This window comes from Pseudomonas sp. TAE6080 (assembly GCF_018732265.1).
Taxonomy (GTDB): domain Bacteria; phylum Pseudomonadota; class Gammaproteobacteria; order Pseudomonadales; family Pseudomonadaceae; genus Aquipseudomonas; species Aquipseudomonas brenneri.
In genome coordinates this window covers 38,797-58,214 of sequence record NZ_JAHIDY010000018.1, presented here as the reverse complement: position 1 = coordinate 58,214, position 19,418 = coordinate 38,797, and the positions used below count along the sequence as shown (strand labels likewise).

Genomic DNA, 19,418 nt, shown 5'->3' with positions numbered 1-19,418 from the left:
CATTTTCATCAGAGCCTTGTTCAGGAGTCCCAGATCGCCCCGTAGGCGGGTATCCCCCGAGCCTCCATTTCCTCGACCACCCGCTGCGTCACCGCCTGGTTGGCGATACAGATCACCGCTTCGGCAGAGAAGTCCTGCACCGCCGCGTAGGCCAGTTGCACCAGGTCAGGTTTGCCCCGTACATCGGTGTCCCAGATCACTGCGCCGGGTTGTGCGCGAAGGATTTCTGCGACCAGTTCCTCGCCATAGGTCTTGGCCGGGCTGCGGGTCGACCAGACCAACTGGATCGGTACCTGCCTGGCCAGCAAATGCGGCATCACCGGGCCAATGCCGCTGCCAGTGGCGATGTACACCACCGACTTGAACAAGGTCTCGACGTTGGCCACCCCCGCCGTGGTAATGCCCTTGACCCACACATGGGACGGCATCTGCTCGATAAAGCGCCCCGTCCAATCCCCAGCCCGGGAAATAATCAGGCGAAACCCCGGCTGGCCCGGTGTCGGGATATTGGCAAACGAGTGCCACTCCAGCAGCGGTTGCAGGCTGATCGCGGTGGACGACCCCGCAAAGGGCGTAGTGTGGCGCAATGTGCTGATCACAGCATGGCCACTAGGCCGCTGATGACTGACGGCCACTTTGCGCAAGCGTATCCAAGGCAGCGCAATACTCAGGGTCAGCACCAGCAATACCCAAACCGCCCCCGCGGGAGCCTCGGCCAGCAGTGTCTGCACCCAGAACAACAGCAAGGCCGCCCACCCCGCAAACCGGTGCACGCGCTCAAAGCCATTGTGAAAGCAGCGGCGAATCCCCGGCTGCGCCATCACCACCATCAACAGCAACACACCCAGCAGCGCCGCACTGACCAGCAACCACGGCACCGACACACTCGAAGGCTGTTGCAGATAGCGCCAGCCCTGGCTGCCGACCAGCACCACGAACCACACCGTGGCCGCCAGCGCACCACCGCTGTGCAGCCCGCCCAGGTGATAGACCTTGGCGGCGCGGCGGCGTATGTACAGCGGCCAGCTCACGGGAATACGCGTCGCCAGCCAGAACAGCCCGTTGATTACATACTGCTGGCGCACCAGGATCGCCAGGGACAGGTTAATCATCACCAGCAGCGACACCTGTTGCACGTCGATCAAGGGCAGGGTCAAGCCCGCCAGCGCAAACCAGCCGTTGCCCATCAGCACTAATGCCACCAGACAGTTGTAATGGGAAAATATCGGCCTGCCACGCCAGCGCCGCCACCCGCCAGGCCGGGCGGGCAGCACCGTGGCCATCCACCGTTCAATCATGCTCGGCCACCGGCGTTCAGGAGCAACTGGCGCCCCTCCTCACTGTCACGGGCCCATTGCAGCAGCAAAGCCTTGTCGACCTTGCCACGCGCCGTGAGCGGCAGGTGGTCCAGGGCGAAAATCACCGCGGGCACACAGTAGTAGGCCAGCCGTTGCGCGCAGTACTGCCTGGCTGCCGGGATATCCACCGTGGCCGGGGTCACGAATGCCACCAGGTGCTGGCTGTCGAATTTCAACGCCACCGCCCGGCTACAGGCACCGCAGGCCTCAAGCGTGGTGGCAAGCGCATCCAACTCCACGCGAAAACCGCGGACCTTGACCTGATCGTCAACCCGCCCCAGATGCTCCAACGCCCCTTCGTCCGTCCAGCGGCCCAGGTCGCGGGTCTGAAACATCATCCGGCCCGCCCCCAGGAATGGATCAGGTCGGTAGCGTTGCGCAGTCAACAACGGGTTGTGCAGATAACCGGCCGTCACCCCATCGCCCCCGGCCCACATCTCCCCCACGGCCCCTGGTGCGCAGGCCTGGCCATGCTCATCGAGCACATACACGGTGTTATTGGGCGTCGGCTTGCCGATGGTCAATCGCGCCCCTGGCACATGCCGATGCAGGGTATTGACGATGGTCGTTTCAGTCGGCCCGCAACCGTTGTAGAACGTGCAATGAGCCGCCCAGCGGTCCGCCAGGGCCTGGGGGCATGGCTCGCCCGCCACCGCGACCACCTCAAGCGTGGGGCATTGCTGGGGATCCAGGGTCGCGAGAATCGACGGCGTGGCGATCAGCACCTGGCAATGGCGTGCCGTTTCCCCGATGTCTTGCTGACGGATACGCAACGTCGCCCCATGGGCCAGACAACCGAGGATCTCCCAGGCCGCCATGTCAAACGCGATGTTGAGTATCTGCCCAACGCTCATGCCGGGCTTGATGCCGAGGTTTCCCGGCGCCGTCAGCAAGATATTGCAGACATTACGGTGGGTCACCCGCCCCCCATTGGGCCGGCCTGTGGTCCCGGAGGTAAACAGCACAAAACACAGGCTGGCAGGGTCTGACGCGGCGACGTCCAGCAGGCATTCCTCGGCCACCCAGGGCTGTTGCGCCAGAAACTCATCCAGGCACACGCACGGCTGGCCCGCCGCCAGCGGCAATCGGTCCTTGAGCCCGGACAGGGTCAGTACTACGGCACTCGACAATGTCTCAAGGATCATCGTCAACTGGGCCGGCGGAGTGATCCTGGCATCCTGCGGCACGTACGCCGCGCCGATTTTCAACACGGCCAGCATGCCCACCAGCATGGGGATCGACCGCTCGACAAACAGCGCCACCGTGTCTCCCGCCACCACGCCCTGCTCGATCAGATGCCGGGTCAGCCGATTGGCCTGGCGGTTCAACTGCTCATAGCTGATGCTCTGCTCCAGACAGAGCGCGGCTATCTGCTGGGGAGCTGCTGCGGCGTGCGCCTCGAAGGCCTGGTGTATACACGCGTACGGCAGTGGCCGTGCCGGCCCGCATCCCCAATTTTCAAGGTTATTACGTTGAATGATGGGCAAATGGCCCAGTGCCTTGGTGCAAGCAAATCCGCTATCTGCTGCTGTCGCCGATATCATGTGTCAACTCCTCATCTGGCGCCTGCCTCACAGTGATCGGGCAGGCTGGGAGCTGGACTGAGGACGATTCACGACATTACAGGGCTACGGGAGCCTACAAACGATAAAGACCAAGGCCATTTGTAGCGTTTATTTTTCCTACAAATGGAACAACCTTTGCCGGTAGGCGTCTCCCTCAACACCGCCCACGACACGCAGGCCCCCATGCACGAACTCGACGAACAGTTGCGTGAACTCCTTCCCAGGCTGCGGCGCTTTGCCCTGTCCCTGACGCGCAACCCCAGCAGCGCCGACGATCTGGTGCAGGCCAGCCTGGAGCGCGCCATCGTCAGTTGGCGTGACAAGCGCGTCGACGGTGATTTACGCGCCTGGTTGTTCTCGATCCTCTACCGGCAGTTTCTCGACGCGCACCGGCGTTCGCGACGCTATGCACGGATGCTGGAGTTCTTTACCGGGCGCGATGACACGCAACCCTCGGTCGAACGCGAGGTGATCGCCCAGTCGACCCTGCAAGCTTTCGACCAGTTGACCGGCGAGCAGCGCGCCCTGTTGCTGTGGGTCTCGGTGGAAGGCTTGAGCTACAAGGAAGTCGCCCATATCCTCGACGTGCCCATCGGCACCGTGATGTCACGCCTGTCCCGCGCCCGCCAGGCCTTGCGCCAGCTCAGCGACGGCGACATCAACCGCCCCTCCCTGCGGATACTCAAATGATCAGCCTGCCCCCCAACGAACGCGACCTGCACGCTTACGTCGACCACCAGCTCTCGGAGGTGGACCGACGCCAGTTGGAGATCTGGCTCGCCGCCCACCCCGAGGTCGCGGCCCAGGTCCACGCCTGGCAACAGGATGCCCAGCACCTGCGCGCGGCACTCGGCGCTGCGCCAGCGGCTAATCCGCAGCTGGATCCGGCACTGATTCGCCAGCGTCTCAAGCACCAGTCGCGCCGCCAACTGGCCACTGCCGCCATGCTGGTGCTCGCCGTCAGCCTGGGCGGCCTGGGTGGCTGGCAAGCACGGCAGGCAACCCTTGTGGCCACGGCACTGCCGATGACCGACGCCATGCAGGCCTATCGCCTGTTCGCCCAGGAGCGGATCATGCCCGCCGATTACCAGGTGCAAGGCAGCGGCGCTATGCAAGCCTGGCTCGACCGTTACTTCACCCAGGCCCATCGCCTGCCAGACCTGAGCCAGGCCGGTTTCAACCCGGTCAGCGGGCGCCTGCTCACCACCGACCAGGGCGCAGCGGCGATGGTGCTCTACGAGAACCCGCAGGGCCGGCGCATCAGTTTCTACATTCGCCCGCCGGGCCCGCAGAACACCTTGCTGCCACCGGGCAGTCGCAATGCCGACGGGCTCCAGGCCCAATACTGGTCCAGCCCCGGCTACAACTATGCGATGGTCAGCCAAGAGGACGAGCCGACCACCCAATTGCTCAAGCAGACCACAAGGTTCTAGGACGCCAACGCCATGCCTTTTCGAGATAGCCGCCCCCGTCGCCTGCCCTTGTTCAAACGGCTGCTGGGCAAAACAACCACCACCGATAATGCCCCAGCCATTCAGCGGTTCTTTGAAGACAAGGCCCGGCAACAGGGCTACACCCTCAGCCCCAGCCAATTGCAGGTGATCGCAGCCATGACCCGGCAAACCGCGCACTTGCAGGCCCGGCGTCCGACCCGCAGCCTGTACCTGCACGGGGCCGTCGGCCGGGGCAAAAGCTGGTTGCTCGACGGGTTTTACCAGGCCTTGCCGTGGCCGGACAAACAGCGGGTGCATTTCCACGACTTTTTCGCCCGCCTGCACCGAGGCATGTTTGCTCACCGCCAGCAGGCCGACGCCCTGGCCGCCACCCTGGATCAATTGCTCGACGGCTGCCGGGTGCTGTGTTTCGACGAATTCCATGTGCATGACATCGGCGATGCGATGTTGATCACCCGGCTGTTCAAGGCGTTGTTCCAACGGGGCATCCTGGTGCTGCTCACCTCCAATTACCCGCCACAGGGCTTGCTGCCCAACCCGCTGTATCACCAGCGTTTCAAGCCAGTGATCGACTTGATCGGCGCGCGCATGGACGTCATGCAAGTCAGCGCGCCCCACGACTATCGAGGCTTGGCACAGAACCATCGGCAACAGCGCTTCACCCATGGCCTGTACGTTTGGCCCGCCACCCCGGCCCAACGCAGTGAGCGGGGGCTGCCCGACACCGATGGCCCGCCCCTGGCCCTGGCAGTGGGAGCACGGCAACTGCAGGTGCGCTGGCATCAGGCGCGCACCCTGGGCGCCACCTTCAACGACCTGTGTGAACAACCCACTGCCGTGATGGATTACCTGCTGCTGTGCGAGGACTTCGACCACTGGATCATCGACGGCCTGCCCCGGCTGGACGACTGCCCGATTGCCGTGCAACAGCGGTTTATCAACCTGATCGACGTGCTGTACGACCAGGACAAGCACCTGACACTGCTGGGCCAACAGCCACTGGACGATGCCCTGGAGGGCCAGGCGATCGACTTGGCGCGCACCCGCAGCCGCCTGGGCCAGTTGCAACAAATCAGCTCGATCGCGCCCAAGCCGTTATCATGAGCGCCTTTGCCTTTGTCGAGTGATGCTGCTGTTCATGGATACCCTTGCCCAACTCAAGGCTGGCCAACTGGCTGGCATCAAGCGCCTGGACCTGTCCTGTGGCCTGACGCAGTTCCCCCGGGAAATCTTCGACCTGGCCGACTCCCTGGAAATCCTCAACCTCAGTGGCAATGCCCTGAGCAGCCTGCCTGACGATCTGCACCGCCTGCCCCACCTGCGCGTGCTGTTTTGCTCGGACAACGCCTTTACCGAACTGCCGGTATGCCTGGGCCAATGCCCGCAATTGAGCATGGTCGGCTTCAAGGCCAACCAGATCGAGCATGTGCCCGCTGCCGCGCTGCCGCCGCAGCTGCGCTGGCTGATCCTTACCGATAACCGCATCAGTCACTTGCCGGACGAACTCGGCGAGCGGCCGCGCCTGCAAAAACTCATGCTGGCCGGCAACCGCCTGGAGCAACTGCCGGCGAGCCTGGCCCAGTGCCATAACCTCGAACTGCTGCGCATCGCCTCCAACCGTCTGGCGCAATTGCCGCAATGGCTGCTGACGCTACCGCGCCTGACCTGGCTGGCCTATGCCGGCAACCCGGTGGAAATGGCGGTGGACGTGGCCAATGACGACGACACGCCGACTATTCCCTGGGCCGAACTGGCGCTGGGCGAAGTGCTGGGCGAAGGCGCCTCAGGCGTGATCCGCAAGGCGCTCTGCAAACCTTCGAATGCGCCTGTCGCCGTCAAACTCTATAAGGGCAGCATCACCAGCGACGGTTCGCCGCTGCACGAAATGCAGGCCTGTATTGCCGCCGGGCTGCACCCCAACCTGATCAGGGTGCAAGGCCGCGTGGTCGGCCACCCCGATGACCAGGCCGCACTGGTGATGGACCTGATCGAACCGAGCTACCGCAACCTCGCCGGCCTGCCAAGCCTGGCGTCCTGCACCCGGGACATCTACGACCCCGCCACCCGTTTCAGCGCCAAGGTGGCATTGCGCATGGCGCGGGGCATCGCCTCGGTGGCCGCCCACCTGCACCGGCACGGCATTACCCATGGCGACCTGTATGGCCACAATATCCTGTGCAATGCCGAGGGCGATTGTTTGCTCGGGGATTTTGGTGCGGCATCGTTCCACGCCACGGCAGACACCTTGGAAACCAGGGCGCTGCAACGCATTGAAGTGCGCGCGTTCGGGGTGTTGCTGGGGGAGTTGCTGGAGCGGATTGACGAAGGCTTGAGCGATGAACAGCGCCAAGTGCTGGAGGCGCTGCGTGACAGTTGCTGCCAACCGCAGGTGCTCACGCGCCCGGCGTTCCAAGAGATCGAGACACTGCTGTCCTCACTCTGAAACGCCATGCAAATGTGGGAGCGGGCAAGCCCGCTCCCACACTAGCCCGCGTCCATGATTACAGGCCGGTGTCAGCCCGCCAGGCCGACGAACATATCCTGCACGTCGTCATGGTTGTCCAGGCCTTCCAGGAAGGCTTCGACTTCAGCCATCTGCTCGTCGCTCAAGCCAGTGACCGGGTTTTTCGAGATGTAGCCCAACTTGGCCGACAACACGGTGAAACCCTGCTCCGGCAAGGCTTTCTGTACCGCGTCCAGGTCAGTGGTCTCGGTGATGAACAGGGTCGAACCCTCTTCTTCGCCTTCTTCAAAATCCTGGGCGCCGGCTTCGATGGCGGCCATTTCCGGATCGGCATCCGGGGTATCCGGCGAGGCCTCGATCAGCCCCACATGGTTGAAGTCCCAGGCCACGGAGCCCGAAGCCCCCAATTGCCCCTTGCGGAACGCCACGCGGATTTCCGCCACGGTGCGGTTGATGTTGTCGGTCACGCATTCAACGATCAACGGCACCTGGTGCGGGGCGAACCCTTCATAGGTCACGCGATGGTACTGCACGGTCTCGCCCAGCAGGCCCGCGCCTTTCTTGATCGCGCGTTCCAGGGTTTCCTTGGGCATCGAGGCTTTCTTGGCCTGCTCGACCACCAGACGCAGGTGGGCGTTGGTCGCGGTGTCTGCACCGTTGCGGGCGGCAATGGTGATCTCTTTCACCAGTTTGCCGAAGATCTTGCCCTTGGCATTGGATGCCGCTTCTTTATGTTTAACCTTCCACTGTGCGCCCATGACTCACTCTCTTGATATCCGTGGCGCCGAGACGTCTAGTGGCCGGCGCTTTGGCGGCAGAGTTTATAGGGCAAAAACACTCTCTTCCACCAAAAAACCGGCCAGCGACACAGGTGGCTCAGGTGCGCAGGGGTTTGATTGCCATGGCGCGATCCGGCACAAAGTCCCCGACTTGCGCCAATACCGCAGGCCGAGCGTTCCAGTAAGGCATCAGCACCAGCGAAGAGAACAACGCGCAACCGGCAAATACGATAAACACCGTCACCGTGTCGAAGTAACCCGGCAGCAGGCCACCGAGGATCGCCCCCACCGAACCGCAGCCGTTGACGAACCCGGCCGCCGTGGCACCGGCCTTGGCGGTGCCGAAATCGATCGCGGCGGTGCTGCTGATCATCGAGTCCGGCCCGTACAGGGTCAGGCCCATGACAAACAGCAAGGCCATCACCAGCAACACACTGCCGGTGTGCAACGCGCCCATGAACAACGCCAGTGACACAGTCAGCGCCAGCAGGCTGAGGACACAGGCCGGCATGCGCCGCGCACCGAACAGCTTGTCGGACGCCAGGCCAATCATGATCGGCCCCAGCAGCCCCGCCAGCTCGAACGCGGTGGGCACAATGGCTGCGCCGACCTTGCCCACCGACGGCATCTGCTCGTAGACGATTACCGGGCCCCACAACAGGATCGCGTAACGCGCCGGCTTCAACAGGAAATACGCCAGGCCCAGGGTCAGCACCGTGCGGTTGCGCAAGATCTCGCGCAACGGTTCAAGAATGCTGACCTTGCTGGCTGCTGCCGCCTCTTCTGCACTCAAGGCGGGCTCCGGCTCCACGGCGGGCAAACCGACATCCTGCGGGGTGTTGCGCTGGAAGATGAAAAACAGCACCGCCACCACTGCCACCACCGCCGCGCTGGAAATAAACGCTGCGTGCCAGCTACCGATCAGGGTATAGGCCCACCACCCGGCAAACGGTGACGCCACCAGGCCGCCAAAGGCATAGCAGGAACTCCAAAGCCCCAGCACCCGCCCACGCTGTTGCGCCGGGAAGAAACTGCCGAGGTTCTTGCACAGGCCCGACCAGCCGGTGGACTGCGCCAGGCCCTGGATCAGCATGCAACTGATAAAGATCGGCAACGTGGCAAAGGTGCCCATCACCAACGCGGCCAGCGCGGAAATCACCAGGCCACCGAGCACCACCACCCGTGGCCCGAAACGGTCGGCCAACATGCCCCAGGTGAACTGGCCGACGGCGTACGCCGCCAGGTACAGGCCATCGAGGTTGGCCATCATCATCTTGTCCAGCGGGAAGTTCGGGTCGTCGACGATGCCGAGCTTGGCCACGGAAAACGCTTTGCGGGTGAAATAGAAGGCGGCATAGGCCAGCCAGGTGATGGCGAAAATCTGCACGCGCCAACGCTTGATGCTACCCATAGGGATATTCATGGTGGTTCTGACCTCAGGTGTGAGTGTGCCGGCAGAATCGAGAAGCAATTGCCTGTGTTTTTATTGTTTTGCACTGCAGTACCGGGTCGCAGGGCGCCGGGTACTGGTCAGATGAGTCCTGCAAGGTTGCACGCAACGACCCATGATCGCCGAAGTTGTAGGACTCAACCTACGGCGACTGAGGGCTATCAAAGCAATGGCTGACTAATAGGTAAAATCGATTTATCGTATTTCAAATATAAGCTCAGCTTGTAAGAGGTCATGCGATGTCGGTTTCCCATGCACAACTCAAAGCCTTCCATGCGGTAGCGGTCCACGGCAGCTTTACCCTGGCAGCCGAGCGACTGTTCCTCACCCAGCCGGCCATTTCTGACCAGGTGCGCAAACTCGAAGAGCGCTTCGGCGTGCTGTTGTTCCACCGCAACAAGCGCTCCGTGCGCCTGACCGACCTGGGCGAGCGCCTGCTGAGTATCACCCAGCGCCTGTTTGTGATCGCCGCCGAGGCCGAGGAACTGCTGCAAGACTCCAAGGCCTTGCAGACCGGCAGCCTGACCCTGGCCGTGGATGCGCCGGTGCATGTACTGCCGCAGATCGCGCAGTTTTGCGAGCGTTATCCGGGCATCACGGTAAAGATCGAGACCGGCAACACCGATGATGCGCTGTATCGCCTGTACAACTATCAGGCTGACCTGGCGCTGGTGGGACGCGACGTCGACGATGAACGCCTGCTCTCGATCCCGCTGCGCGATGACCCGATGCTGGCCTTTGTTGCACGCAACCACCCGTGGGCCGGGCGTGAATTCATCGAACTGGCGGACCTGGATGACACACCTCTGGTCCTGCGGGAAACCGGCTCGGTAACCCGTCAGACCCTGGAGCGGGAGATGCACCAGGCCGGGCTGCGGATTCGCCCGGCGATCCAGGTAGAAGGCCGCGAGGCCGCCCGTGAAGCGGTGGTGGTGGGGATTGGCGTGGGCGTGGTCTCGGCGTCGGAATTCGGTGCGGACTCACGGGTGTATGCCATGCCGATTCGCGATTGCACCCAGCGCATGAAGGAAACGTTGGTGTGCCTCAAAGAGCAGAGTTCGCGGCGGGTGGTGGCAACCTTTCTGGAGATTGTCCGCGAGAGCCTCGATACCTGAGCGAACACAATGCTCAAAGCAGCAAAGATCAAATGTGGGATCTGCGCTTAATTGATGGCCCCCCTCGCCACAGAGTCTGATCAACACCCATCAACTGGAGGCCAGTTCGAAAAACGCCTGAATCAAGCGCAACTCCCGGCGCCGCTCCATGCAGCCGAGCATATGCTGGTTCAGCAAGCCCTCGCCCTGGATAGGAATCGCATGCACCCGCGGGTCACGGCTGACTTCTACCGACGACACCACACCCACCCCCAACTCGGCGGCCACCGCTTCCGTCACCGCCTCACGACTGTCCAGCTCCAGCAGCACCCGGGGATTGATGCCCGCCTCGGCACAGGCGTCGTCGAAAGTCCGGCGCGTGATGGAACTGGGCTCACGCAGCACCATGATCACTTGGTCCAGTTGCTCCAGGCGGATACCGGCCGGGTCTGCCAGCCATGAGTGGCCGGCGGGCACCAGCGCGCAGATCCGTGACTCGCTCAACGGCTGCAAATGCAAGCCCTTGCGCGGTTCAACCTCAGTCAACACCGCCACATCCGCATGCTCGGACAGCAGCGCCGCCAGGGTTTCCTGGGCATTGCCCAAACGCAGGTTGACGGTAATCCCCGGGTAGCGCGCACGCAGGCGCGCCAGCATCGGCATGACCATGTGTGGCCCATCCGCCGCCACTTCCAGGCGCCCAGTCAGCAGTTGCCGGTTGGCTTCAAGCAGCGTCTGCGCTTCATCCACCTGGCCGAAGATACTGCGGGTGATGGCCGCAAGCTTGATCCCCTCTTCCGTCAACTCGACCCGCCGCGCGGTACGCCGCAGCAGAGTGATCTGGTAGTGCTCTTCCAGCGCCTTGATATGCCCGGTCACGGCGGGCTGGCTGATAAACAGACGCGCGGCGGCACGGGTAAAACTGCCGTCCCGGGCCACGGCGTCAAATGCACGGAGTTGGAAAAGATTCATAGCTATCGGCCTCACTGATGGCTGGCATAACAACAAACAATTTGATTGATGACAAGCCAAACTGCAATTTATGTCCCGTAGCTTCATCCCACTGCTTTGCGAGGACATGAGAATGAGTACTGCCGCGCCGATCCTGCTCACACCTGGGCCCCTGACCACGTCCGCCCGCACCCGCCAGGCGATGATGGTTGACTGGGGTTCGTGGGATGACCGCTTCAACCAACTGACCGCCAGCCTCTGCGAGCAACTGCTGGCGATCATCAATGGTGGCGACAGCCATCACTGCGTGCCCTTGCAGGGCAGCGGCACCTTTGCCGTCGAAGCCGCGATCGGCACCCTGGTGCCACGGGATGGCAAAGTGCTGGTGCTGATCAACGGTGCCTACGGCAAGCGCCTGGCGAAGATCTGCGAAGTGCTCGGCCGCCCGTTCAGCACCTTCGAAACCGCTGAAGACCAGCCCACCACCGCCGCTGATGTGGATCGGCTGTTGCAGGCTGACAGCAGCATCACCCATGTCGCGCTGATCCACTGCGAAACCAGCACCGGCATCCTCAACCCACTGCCGGAGATCGCCCAGGTCATCCAGCACCACGGCAAACGCCTGATCATCGACGCCATGAGTTCCTTTGGCGCGCTGCCCATCGACGCGGCCCAAGTGCCGTTTGACGCCCTGATCGCGGCATCAGGCAAGTGCCTGGAAGGCGTGCCGGGCATGGGCTTTGTCTTTGCCAAAAAACAAGCGTTGGCCGCCGCCCAAGGCAACTGCCATTCCCTGGCCATGGATCTGTTCGACCAACACGCCTACATGGCCAAGACCGGCCAATGGCGCTTTACTCCGCCGACCCATGTCGTAGCGGCGCTGCATGAAGCGCTGCTGCAATACAACGAGGAAGGCGGTTTGCCGGCCCGCCATCAGCGCTATGCAGACAACTGCCAGACGCTATTGGACGGCATGGCCAAGATCGGCGTGCACAGCTTCCTGCCCGCAGCAATCCAGGCGCCGATCATCGTCACCTTTCATGCGCCGAACGATCCGCGCTACCAGTTCAAGGACTTCTACGAGCGGGTCAAGGCCAAGGGGTTCATTTTGTATCCGGGCAAATTGACCCAGGTCGAAACCTTCCGCGTCGGCTGCATCGGTCACGTCAACCAGGCCGAGATGCAAGCGGCGGTGGCGGCGATTGCCCAGGCGCTGCAAGAGATGGAAGTGCTCGCTATCTAATCCACCCCATTCCAATTGTAGGAGCGAGCTTGCTCGCGAAGATCGTTAACGATAACGCGGGCAGCCTGGTTCACAGCGGCGCCCTCAGGTTTTTCGCGAGCAAGCTCGCTCCTACAAAAAAACGCCCCATTAGCCATAGGATTTTCACCATGAACTATCAAAACCCCAACACCCTGCAGGCCGCCATCCTTGACTGGGCCGGCACCGTGGTCGACTTCGGCTCCTTCGCCCCCACGCAGATTTTTGTCGAGGCCTTCGCCGAGTTCGACGTGCAGGTGTCCATCGAAGAAGCCCGTGGCCCGATGGGCATGGGCAAGTGGGACCACATCCGCACCCTGTGTGATCAGCCGCAAGTGGCCGAGCGCTATCGCAAGGCCTTCGGCCGTACGCCGACCGACGCTGACGTGACCGCCATCTACGAGCGCTTCATGCCGCTGCAGATCGAGAAGATCGCCGAACACTCGGCGCTGATTCCCGGTGCCCTGGAGACCATCGCCGCACTGCGTGCGCAAGGGATCAAGATCGGCTCCTGCTCCGGCTACCCCAAGCAAGTGATGGACAAGGTGGTCGAACTGGCCGCCACCAACGGCTATATCGCCGACCACGTGGTGGCCACCGACGAAGTGCCCAATGGCCGCCCTTGGCCGGCCCAGGCCCTGGCCAACGTGATTGCCCTGGGTATCGATGACGTGGCCGCCTGCGTGAAGATCGACGACACCGTGCCGGGCATCCTCGAAGGCCGCCGCGCCGGGATGTGGACCGTGGCGCTGACCTGCTCGGGCAACGCCCTGGGCCTGACCTACGAGCAGTTCCGCGCCCTCGACCCTGCAACACTGGCCAGCGAACGCAAGCGTATCGAAACGCTATTTGCCGGCTCGCGCCCGCACTACCTAATCGACACCATCACCGACCTGCCCGGCGTGATCGCCGACATCAATCAGCGCCTGGCCCGCGGTGAAATGCCGCAAGGCATCTGATAGCGGTCAATACATCGCCCCTCACTCGGGCAAACCTTGCATAACAGGGTTAGGCTGAAGGGACTTCGTCGCCAAAGAACGGAGGTTTGCCCCTGATGAGTGAGGAAAGACGCGATGCCGTGGAAAAACAGTGAATCCCGTTACAGTACGATGTCCATCGCCCTGCACTGGCTGATGCTGGTGCTGCTGGTCGCGGTCTACGCCACCATTGAATTTCGCGGGATTTTCCCCAAAGGCAGTGGCGGACGCACGTTAATCAAGGAGTTGCACTTCATGTTCGGCCTGACCGTGTTCGTACTGGTCTGGCTGCGCCTGTTTGCTCGCAGCCTTGGCGTGGCGCCGAAGATTTTGCCCGCGCCGCCGCAATGGCAAACCTTGCTGGCGACCCTGATGCACGTGGCGTTGTATGTGTTCATGATCGGCATGCCGATCTTCGGCTGGCTGATCGTCAGTGCCGAAGGGCATTCGGTGTGGTTCTACGGGCTTGAGTTGCCACCGTTGATCGGCGAAAACAAAGACCTGGCCAAGCAGATCGAAGGCTGGCACGTGCTGGGCGGCACCATCGGTTACTGGCTGATCGGCCTGCACGCAGCTGCTGGCCTGTATCACCACTACTTCATGCGCGATAACACCGTGTTGCGCATGTTGCCCAAGCGTTAGTCCGCAAAACCCCGGCGGCCTTGCAGGCCGCCGGTGTGCACAAAGATCAAGCGAGTGCCGGGGGCAAAACGCCCGGCTTCGATCTGCTGCTTGAGCGCCAGCAGTGCCTTGCCGGTGTACAGCGGCTCCAACGGCATGCCGCTGGCCTGTTCAGTAGTGGCGATAAACTCAAGCAATGGCTGATCGACCTTGGCAAAGCCGCCACGGCTGGCATCCAGTAGTTCATACCCGCCCTGCACGATGGCCTGCACGTTCTGCGCAACGCCGTGATCATCCGGCACCGCCAGTGCCCCATACACAGGGTGGGCACCCGCCTCCGCCAGCACCAACCCAGCCAGTGTGGTGCCCGTGCCAGCCGCCAACCACCAGGCGTCGTAATCAGCCCAACCCAGGGTATGCAACTGCCGTCGGGCCTGCTCGACCAACACCCCGCAGCCCAACGCCCCGGCCAATGCGCCGCCGCCTTCAGGCACGGGATGCAGATGCGGGTAGCGCTCGCACCACGGCAACCAGAAGTCCGGCGCATGGCGCGCGCGGTAGCCGCCGTAGCCCAGCCAGTGCAGTTGCATGCCCAAAGCTTGCAGGTCAAGAACCGTCGGAGTGTCTTGGGGATGCCCGCGTAACAGGCCGACAGTGGCAAAACCGAAGCGTTTGCCGGCTGCCGCCAGGGCGTGCAAGTGATTGGAGTAGGCCCCGCCCAGGCTGATGATGCCCGTGGCGCCAGCCTGTTGCGCCTGGGCCAGGTGCTCGGTGAGCTTGAACCACTTGTTGCCGCTGATCAGCGGGTCGATGCGGTCCAGGCGCAGCACGGCCACCTCGACCCCGTTCAGCCAATCCAGCTGCAAGGGTTCAAGGGGAGCCTGGGGAAGCCAATCGAAAGGACCCATCAGGGCATGTCTGCATGAAAAAAGGGGCGGTAGTCTAACACCGCCCCTTCCCGGGTCTTACAGCTCGGCGGCGAGACGCGAGCCCTGGTTGATGGCGCGCTTGGCGTCCAGCTCGGCGGCCACATCGGCACCGCCGATCAGGTGCACGTTCTGGCCAGCGGCGACCAGGCCGTCCTGCAGTTCGCGCAGCGGGTCTTGGCCTGCGCAGATGACGATGTTGTCCACCGCCAGCACTTGGGGCTCACCCTCGGCGCCGATACGGATATGCAGGCCCTGATCGTCGATCTTCAGGTACTCGACGCTATTGAGCATCTGCACCTGCTTGTTCTTCAGGCCCGTGCGGTGGATCCAGCCGGTGGTCTTGCCCAGGCCATCGCCGACCTTGGAAGCCTTGCGCTGCAACAGGAATACTTCACGGGCCGGGGCATGGGGCTGGGGCTTGATGCCGGCCACACCGCCGCGCGCTTCAAGGTGGGTGTCGATGCCCCACTCTTTCCAGAACGCTTCGCGGTCCAGGCTGGTGGACACGCCCTGATGCACGAGGAACTCCGAAACGTCAAAGCCGATACCGCCAGCACCGATCACCGCCACGCGCTGGCCGACCGGTTTGCGCTGCAGGAGCACGTCCAGGTAACTGAGCACCTTGGCGTTTTCCACGCCGGGGATTGCCGGGGTACGTGGCGCAATACCCGTGGCGAGAATGATCTCGTCGTAACCACCGGCCGCCAGTTGCGCCACATCCACACGGGTGTTGAGGCACAGTTCGACATGGGTGGTCTGCAACTTGCGCTTGAAGTAACGCAGGGTTTCGAAAAACTCTTCCTTGCCCGGCACGCGCTTGGCCACGTTGAACTGGCCGCCGATCTCGCTGGCCGAATCAAACAGCGTCACTTGATGGCCACGCTCGGCGGCGACGGTAGCGGCTGCCAGACCGGCAGGGCCGGCACCCACCACGGCGATCTTCTTGACCTGGGTGACCGGCAGATAGTTGAGCTCGGTCTCGTAGCAGGCGCGCGGGTTGACCAGGCAGGTGGTCAATTTGCCACCGAAGGTGTGGTCCAGGCAGGCCTGGTTGCAGCCGATGCAGGTGTTGATTTCGTCGGCACGGCCAGCGGCGGCCTTGTTGACGAACTCCGGGTCGGCAAGGAAAGGACGGGCCATGGACACCATGTCGGCATCGCCTTCGGCGAGGATCTGCTCGGCCACTTCCGGGGTGTTGATGCGGTTGGTGGTGATCAACGGGATCTGCACCGCGCCACGCAGCTTGGCCGTGACTTTGCTGAATGCTCCGCGCGGTACTTTGGTGGCGATGGTCGGAATACGCGCTTCATGCCAGCCGATGCCGGTGTTGATAATCGTCGCGCCCGCCTGCTCGATGGCCTTGGCCAGTTGCACGATTTCTTCCCAGGTGCTACCGCCTTCCACCAGGTCGAGCATCGACAGGCGGAAGATAATAATGAAGTTCGGCCCCACGGCTTCGCGCACCCGACGCACGATTTCCACCGGCAGGCGCATGCGGTTTTCGTAGGCACCGCCCCAACGGTCGGTACGATGGTTGGTGTGGGCGGCGAGGAACTGGTTAATGAAATAACCTTCCGAGCCCATGATTTCCACACCGTCGTACTCGGCGACCTGGGCCAATACGGAGCAGGTGACAAAATCACTGATCTGCTTTTCGATGCCTTCCTCGTCCAGCTCCTTTGGCTTGAACGGGTTGATCGGCGCCTGGATCGCGCTTGGCGCGACTTGTTTGGGGCTGTAGGCATAACGCCCGGCATGGAGGATCTGCATGCAAATCTTGCCACCCGCCTCGTGTACCGCCTGGGTGACGATCTTGTGCTTGAGCGCCTCGGCTTCGGTGGTCAGCTTGGCGGCCCCGGAATACACCCCACCCTCATCGTTCGGGCCAATGCCGCCGGTGACCATCAGGCCCACACCGCCACGGGCACGCTCGGCGAAATAAGCAGCCATGCGTTCGAAGCCACCGGGCTTTTCTTCAAGGCCGGTGTGCATCGAACCCATCAAGGTGCGATTGCGCAAGGTAGTAAAACCCAGGTCCAACGGGGCCAGCAGGTGCGGGTAGGCAGCAGCGGTCATGGTACAGCTCCACAACGGATCATCACGGGACGTGGCAGGCTCGAATGGCAGGCCATCGGTTTATGTCCCACAGACTAAGAGCCATACCCTTGGCGCTCAATGACTGAAACTGACAAGTTATTGATCCAAATGTGCAACGCCCCTTGGCAAGCGTGACAACGCGCCCTACCCTAGAGGGCGAACCCTGCACACGGCCTGTTGTCTGTTCTCCATGCGTAAATTACTTGCCTTGACCCTCACCATGGCCCTGGTCGCCGCCGTTTCCGCCTATCTGGTCTGGACCCAGGAGCGCCCCGTGGGGCATTACCTGTCGGACCTGCGGATCAACCTGGCCGTCAACCAGGGTACGCCCGCCGATCACGGCAACCTGCTGGGCATCCAGCCAGAACTGTTCCCCGCTGACTACCAGAGCCTGGAGCGCTTGCACCTCAAGCTCTCGGCGTACCTGCGCAACGCCCGGGACATGGGCCTGCTCAACGACAAAACCATCGTGGTCCTGCCGGAACATGTCGGCACCTGGTTGATGGTCAGTGGCGAAAAAAACGAGCTGTACCAGGCCACCAGCCTTAAAGAGGCGATGAACTGGCTGTCGGCAAGCAACCCATTGCTGTTCCTGCGCGCACTGATCAGTGCCCAGGGCGACAACCGCCTGGACGACGCCTACCTGCGCATGAAAGCCCCGGCCATGGCCCGCGATTACCAGGTGCTGTTTGGCGGCCTGGCCAAGGAATTCGGGGTGACGCTGGTGGCCGGCTCCATCGCCCTGCCCAACCCGAGCGTCAGCCAGGGCCAACTGCAGGTTGGCCATGGTGCGCTGTACAACACCAGCCTAGTGTTCGACCGCGATGGCCTGCCCCTGGGCCAGCCCCAACGCCAGCTCTACCCGATCTTTGATGAGCGCGGCTTTATCGCGCCGGGTGACGAAGGCGTGGTCAATGTCATCGACACCCCTGCCGGGCGCCTGGGCATCCTGATCGGCAGCGACAGTTGGTACCCGGACAACTACCGCAAGCTCAACGAACAAGGCGCGCAATTGGTCGCGGTGCCGGCGTTGGTGATTGGCCGGGATACCTGGGACAAGCCGTGGCGCGGTTTCAAGAGCGTATCCACGCCACCGGAAGTCAGCCTCAAGCCCGAAGAACTCAGCGAAGGCGAGGCCTGGCATCGCCTGAGCCTGATCAGCCAGGCGCCGATCAGCCTGGCCGGCGCGGGCATCAGCGTGTTCATGCGCGGCCAATTCTGGGACCAGGGCACCAGCGGCCAGAGTTTCCTCAGCGCCCAGGGCCAGGTCTTCGCCGATGGCAACGCGCGTGGTGCGCGCTTGCTGAACGTGTGGCTATAAGCCCATGAAACCGGCACCGATGCGCCTCGGGGATTTATCGGTGGGCATCGTGCATACCGTGGCCGATGCCATCCTCAGCCATGGCCTGGACCCGCAGCCGCTGCTGTTGCAATACGGCCTCGACCCGGCACGTTTGAGCGAACCCGGTGCGCGCCTGTCGATCCCCCGCTACATGCGCCTGGGCCATGCGGCCATCCAGTTGACCAACGATCCCGGCCTGGGCCTGCGCATGGGCCAATTCAGTCGCATGAACCAGCTCGGCCTGGCCGGTGTCACCGCCGCCCAGGCCCCCACCGTGCGCGAAGCCGTGCGCACCCTGACGCGCTTCGAGGCGCTGTACGGTGCCAATTACCGTGGCCAATCCAGCTTTCATGAGGACGCCCAGGGCGCCTGGTTGCGCTTCTATTCCATCAGCCCCTACAACGCCTATAACCGCTTCGTGGTGGATTCGATTCTCGCTGGCTGGCTGCATCAGATGGCGACCTTGTGCCAGCAGCCGGTGCTGGCCGAGCGGATCGAAATCGAATTCGCCGCGCCAGACTACAGCGCCAGCTATAGCGTGCTGGGCGATTGCCCGGTGCAGTTCGGCGCCGAACTCAATCAACTGCGCCTGAGCCAGCACAGCCTGGGCCTGCGCAACCCGCAGCACTGCCCGAGTACCTGGCACTTGTTGTTGCAACTGTGTGAAAGGGAATTGGAACAACTGACGCGCACCCGCAGCCTGCGCGAGCGCATCACTCGCTTGCTGGGGCCGATGCTCAATGGCGGCCGGGAGCCCGACCTGGAAGAAGTGGCCGCGCGCCTGAAGCTGCCGACCTGGACCTTGCGGCGCAAACTGGCCGAGGAAGGCACACAGTTTCGCGCGATTCTCAACGACACCCGCCGCGACCTGGCCATGACCTACATTCGCGACACGGAACTGGCGTTTGGGGAAATTGCCTATTTGCTCGGTTTTGCCTCAGCGGAAGCCTTTCAACGGGCCTTCAAGCGCTGGAACAGCCAGACCCCAGGGGAATTTCGCCGCAGTCAGCGGCATTCCGCCTGACGTCTGTCCTACAGCTCGGTGGCATCATCGGCCGGATCCAGGGGATCGAGCT

The 19,418-nt window shown here is 62.8% G+C and carries 17 protein-coding genes; 10 read left to right on the top strand and 7 right to left on the bottom strand.

Going from position 1 to position 19,418, the window contains the following annotated elements; genetic code table 11:
• Positions 1–20: 20 nt before the first annotated feature.
• Entirely contained in the window at positions 21–1,298 is a 1,278-nt protein-coding gene (locus tag KL786_RS15210; RefSeq protein ID WP_215518138.1) for an FNR domain-containing protein, read from the bottom strand.
• Positions 1,295–2,902, bottom strand: coding sequence for an AMP-binding protein (locus KL786_RS15205; RefSeq protein WP_215518137.1), 1,608 nt, complete (start codon positions 2,900–2,902; stop codon positions 1,295–1,297). Before KL786_RS15205 ends, KL786_RS15210 begins: the two co-directional genes overlap by 4 nt.
• A 204-nt stretch (positions 2,903–3,106) precedes the next feature.
• On the opposite strand from KL786_RS15205, the gene KL786_RS15200 reads away from it, so the two are divergent.
• Genes KL786_RS15200 through KL786_RS15185 form a run of 4 tightly spaced genes read left to right on the top strand, consistent with a single transcriptional unit; the run spans position 3,107 to position 6,820 of the window.
• Positions 3,107–3,613: an RNA polymerase sigma factor gene (locus KL786_RS15200; protein WP_215518176.1), complete on the top strand. Its 507-nt coding sequence runs from the start codon at positions 3,107–3,109 to the stop codon at positions 3,611–3,613.
• Positions 3,610–4,356: an anti-sigma factor family protein gene (locus KL786_RS15195; protein WP_215518136.1), complete on the top strand. Its 747-nt coding sequence runs from the start codon at positions 3,610–3,612 to the stop codon at positions 4,354–4,356. Before KL786_RS15200 ends, KL786_RS15195 begins: the two co-directional genes overlap by 4 nt.
• Before the next feature lie 12 nt (positions 4,357–4,368).
• The gene (zapE, locus tag KL786_RS15190; RefSeq protein WP_215518135.1) at positions 4,369–5,481 is read left to right on the top strand and encodes a cell division protein ZapE; all 1,113 of its coding nucleotides are present in this window, start codon (positions 4,369–4,371) and stop codon (positions 5,479–5,481) included.
• Between the two features lie 34 nt (positions 5,482–5,515).
• Complete coding sequence (locus KL786_RS15185) at positions 5,516–6,820, top strand: protein kinase (RefSeq protein ID WP_215518134.1); 1,305 nt, start codon at positions 5,516–5,518, stop codon at positions 6,818–6,820.
• Positions 6,821–6,891: 71 nt separating this feature from the next.
• Here the strand turns inward: KL786_RS15185 and KL786_RS15180 are convergent, their stop codons facing one another.
• Positions 6,892–7,599, bottom strand: a complete 708-nt coding sequence (locus KL786_RS15180; protein ID WP_032860264.1) for a YebC/PmpR family DNA-binding transcriptional regulator — start codon at positions 7,597–7,599, stop codon at positions 6,892–6,894.
• A 118-nt stretch (positions 7,600–7,717) separates the two neighbouring features.
• Positions 7,718–9,043 carry an MFS transporter gene (locus KL786_RS15175; RefSeq protein ID WP_215518133.1) on the bottom strand — a complete coding sequence of 442 codons (1,326 nt, stop codon included), beginning with the start codon at positions 9,041–9,043 and terminating at the stop codon, positions 7,718–7,720.
• A gap of 266 nt (positions 9,044–9,309) precedes the next feature.
• Between KL786_RS15175 and KL786_RS15170 the strand changes: the two genes are divergently transcribed.
• Positions 9,310–10,185 (top strand): LysR substrate-binding domain-containing protein, encoded by an 876-nt coding sequence (locus KL786_RS15170; protein WP_090290805.1) that lies wholly within the window; start codon positions 9,310–9,312, stop codon positions 10,183–10,185.
• Positions 10,186–10,275: 90 nt separating this feature from the next.
• Here the strand turns inward: KL786_RS15170 and KL786_RS15165 are convergent, their stop codons facing one another.
• Positions 10,276–11,136 carry a LysR substrate-binding domain-containing protein gene (locus tag KL786_RS15165; protein WP_215518132.1) on the bottom strand — a complete coding sequence of 287 codons (861 nt, stop codon included), beginning with the start codon at positions 11,134–11,136 and terminating at the stop codon, positions 10,276–10,278.
• A gap of 112 nt (positions 11,137–11,248) precedes the next feature.
• Here KL786_RS15165 and KL786_RS15160 point away from each other — a divergent pair, with 112 nt between their 5' ends.
• The 3 genes from KL786_RS15160 (at position 11,249) to KL786_RS15150 (ending at position 13,995) form a co-directional block, all read left to right on the top strand.
• The gene (locus KL786_RS15160) at positions 11,249–12,358 is read left to right on the top strand and encodes a 2-aminoethylphosphonate--pyruvate transaminase (protein ID WP_215518131.1); all 1,110 of its coding nucleotides are present in this window, start codon (positions 11,249–11,251) and stop codon (positions 12,356–12,358) included.
• Between the two features lie 149 nt (positions 12,359–12,507).
• Positions 12,508–13,335 carry a phosphonoacetaldehyde hydrolase gene (gene phnX / locus KL786_RS15155; protein ID WP_032860269.1) on the top strand — a complete coding sequence of 276 codons (828 nt, stop codon included), beginning with the start codon at positions 12,508–12,510 and terminating at the stop codon, positions 13,333–13,335.
• A 114-nt stretch (positions 13,336–13,449) separates the two neighbouring features.
• Positions 13,450–13,995: a cytochrome b gene (locus tag KL786_RS15150; RefSeq protein WP_032860270.1), complete on the top strand. Its 546-nt coding sequence runs from the start codon at positions 13,450–13,452 to the stop codon at positions 13,993–13,995.
• On the opposite strand, the gene KL786_RS15145 is transcribed toward KL786_RS15150, so the two are convergent.
• Both KL786_RS15145 and KL786_RS15140 read right to left on the bottom strand, forming a co-directional pair.
• Complete coding sequence (locus tag KL786_RS15145) at positions 13,992–14,882, bottom strand: 1-aminocyclopropane-1-carboxylate deaminase/D-cysteine desulfhydrase (RefSeq protein WP_215518130.1); 891 nt, start codon at positions 14,880–14,882, stop codon at positions 13,992–13,994. The genes KL786_RS15150 and KL786_RS15145 overlap by 4 nt on opposite strands.
• A gap of 57 nt (positions 14,883–14,939) precedes the next feature.
• Positions 14,940–16,979: an NADPH-dependent 2,4-dienoyl-CoA reductase gene (locus KL786_RS15140; protein WP_215518129.1), complete on the bottom strand. Its 2,040-nt coding sequence runs from the start codon at positions 16,977–16,979 to the stop codon at positions 14,940–14,942.
• Between the two features lie 211 nt (positions 16,980–17,190).
• On the opposite strand from KL786_RS15140, the gene KL786_RS15135 reads away from it, so the two are divergent.
• Both KL786_RS15135 and KL786_RS15130 read left to right on the top strand, forming a co-directional pair.
• Positions 17,191–18,321 (top strand): carbon-nitrogen hydrolase family protein, encoded by a 1,131-nt coding sequence (locus tag KL786_RS15135; protein WP_215518128.1) that lies wholly within the window; start codon positions 17,191–17,193, stop codon positions 18,319–18,321.
• A gap of 4 nt (positions 18,322–18,325) precedes the next feature.
• Positions 18,326–19,366, top strand: coding sequence for an AraC family transcriptional regulator (locus tag KL786_RS15130; protein WP_215518127.1), 1,041 nt, complete (start codon positions 18,326–18,328; stop codon positions 19,364–19,366).
• Positions 19,367–19,418 lie beyond the last annotated feature (52 nt).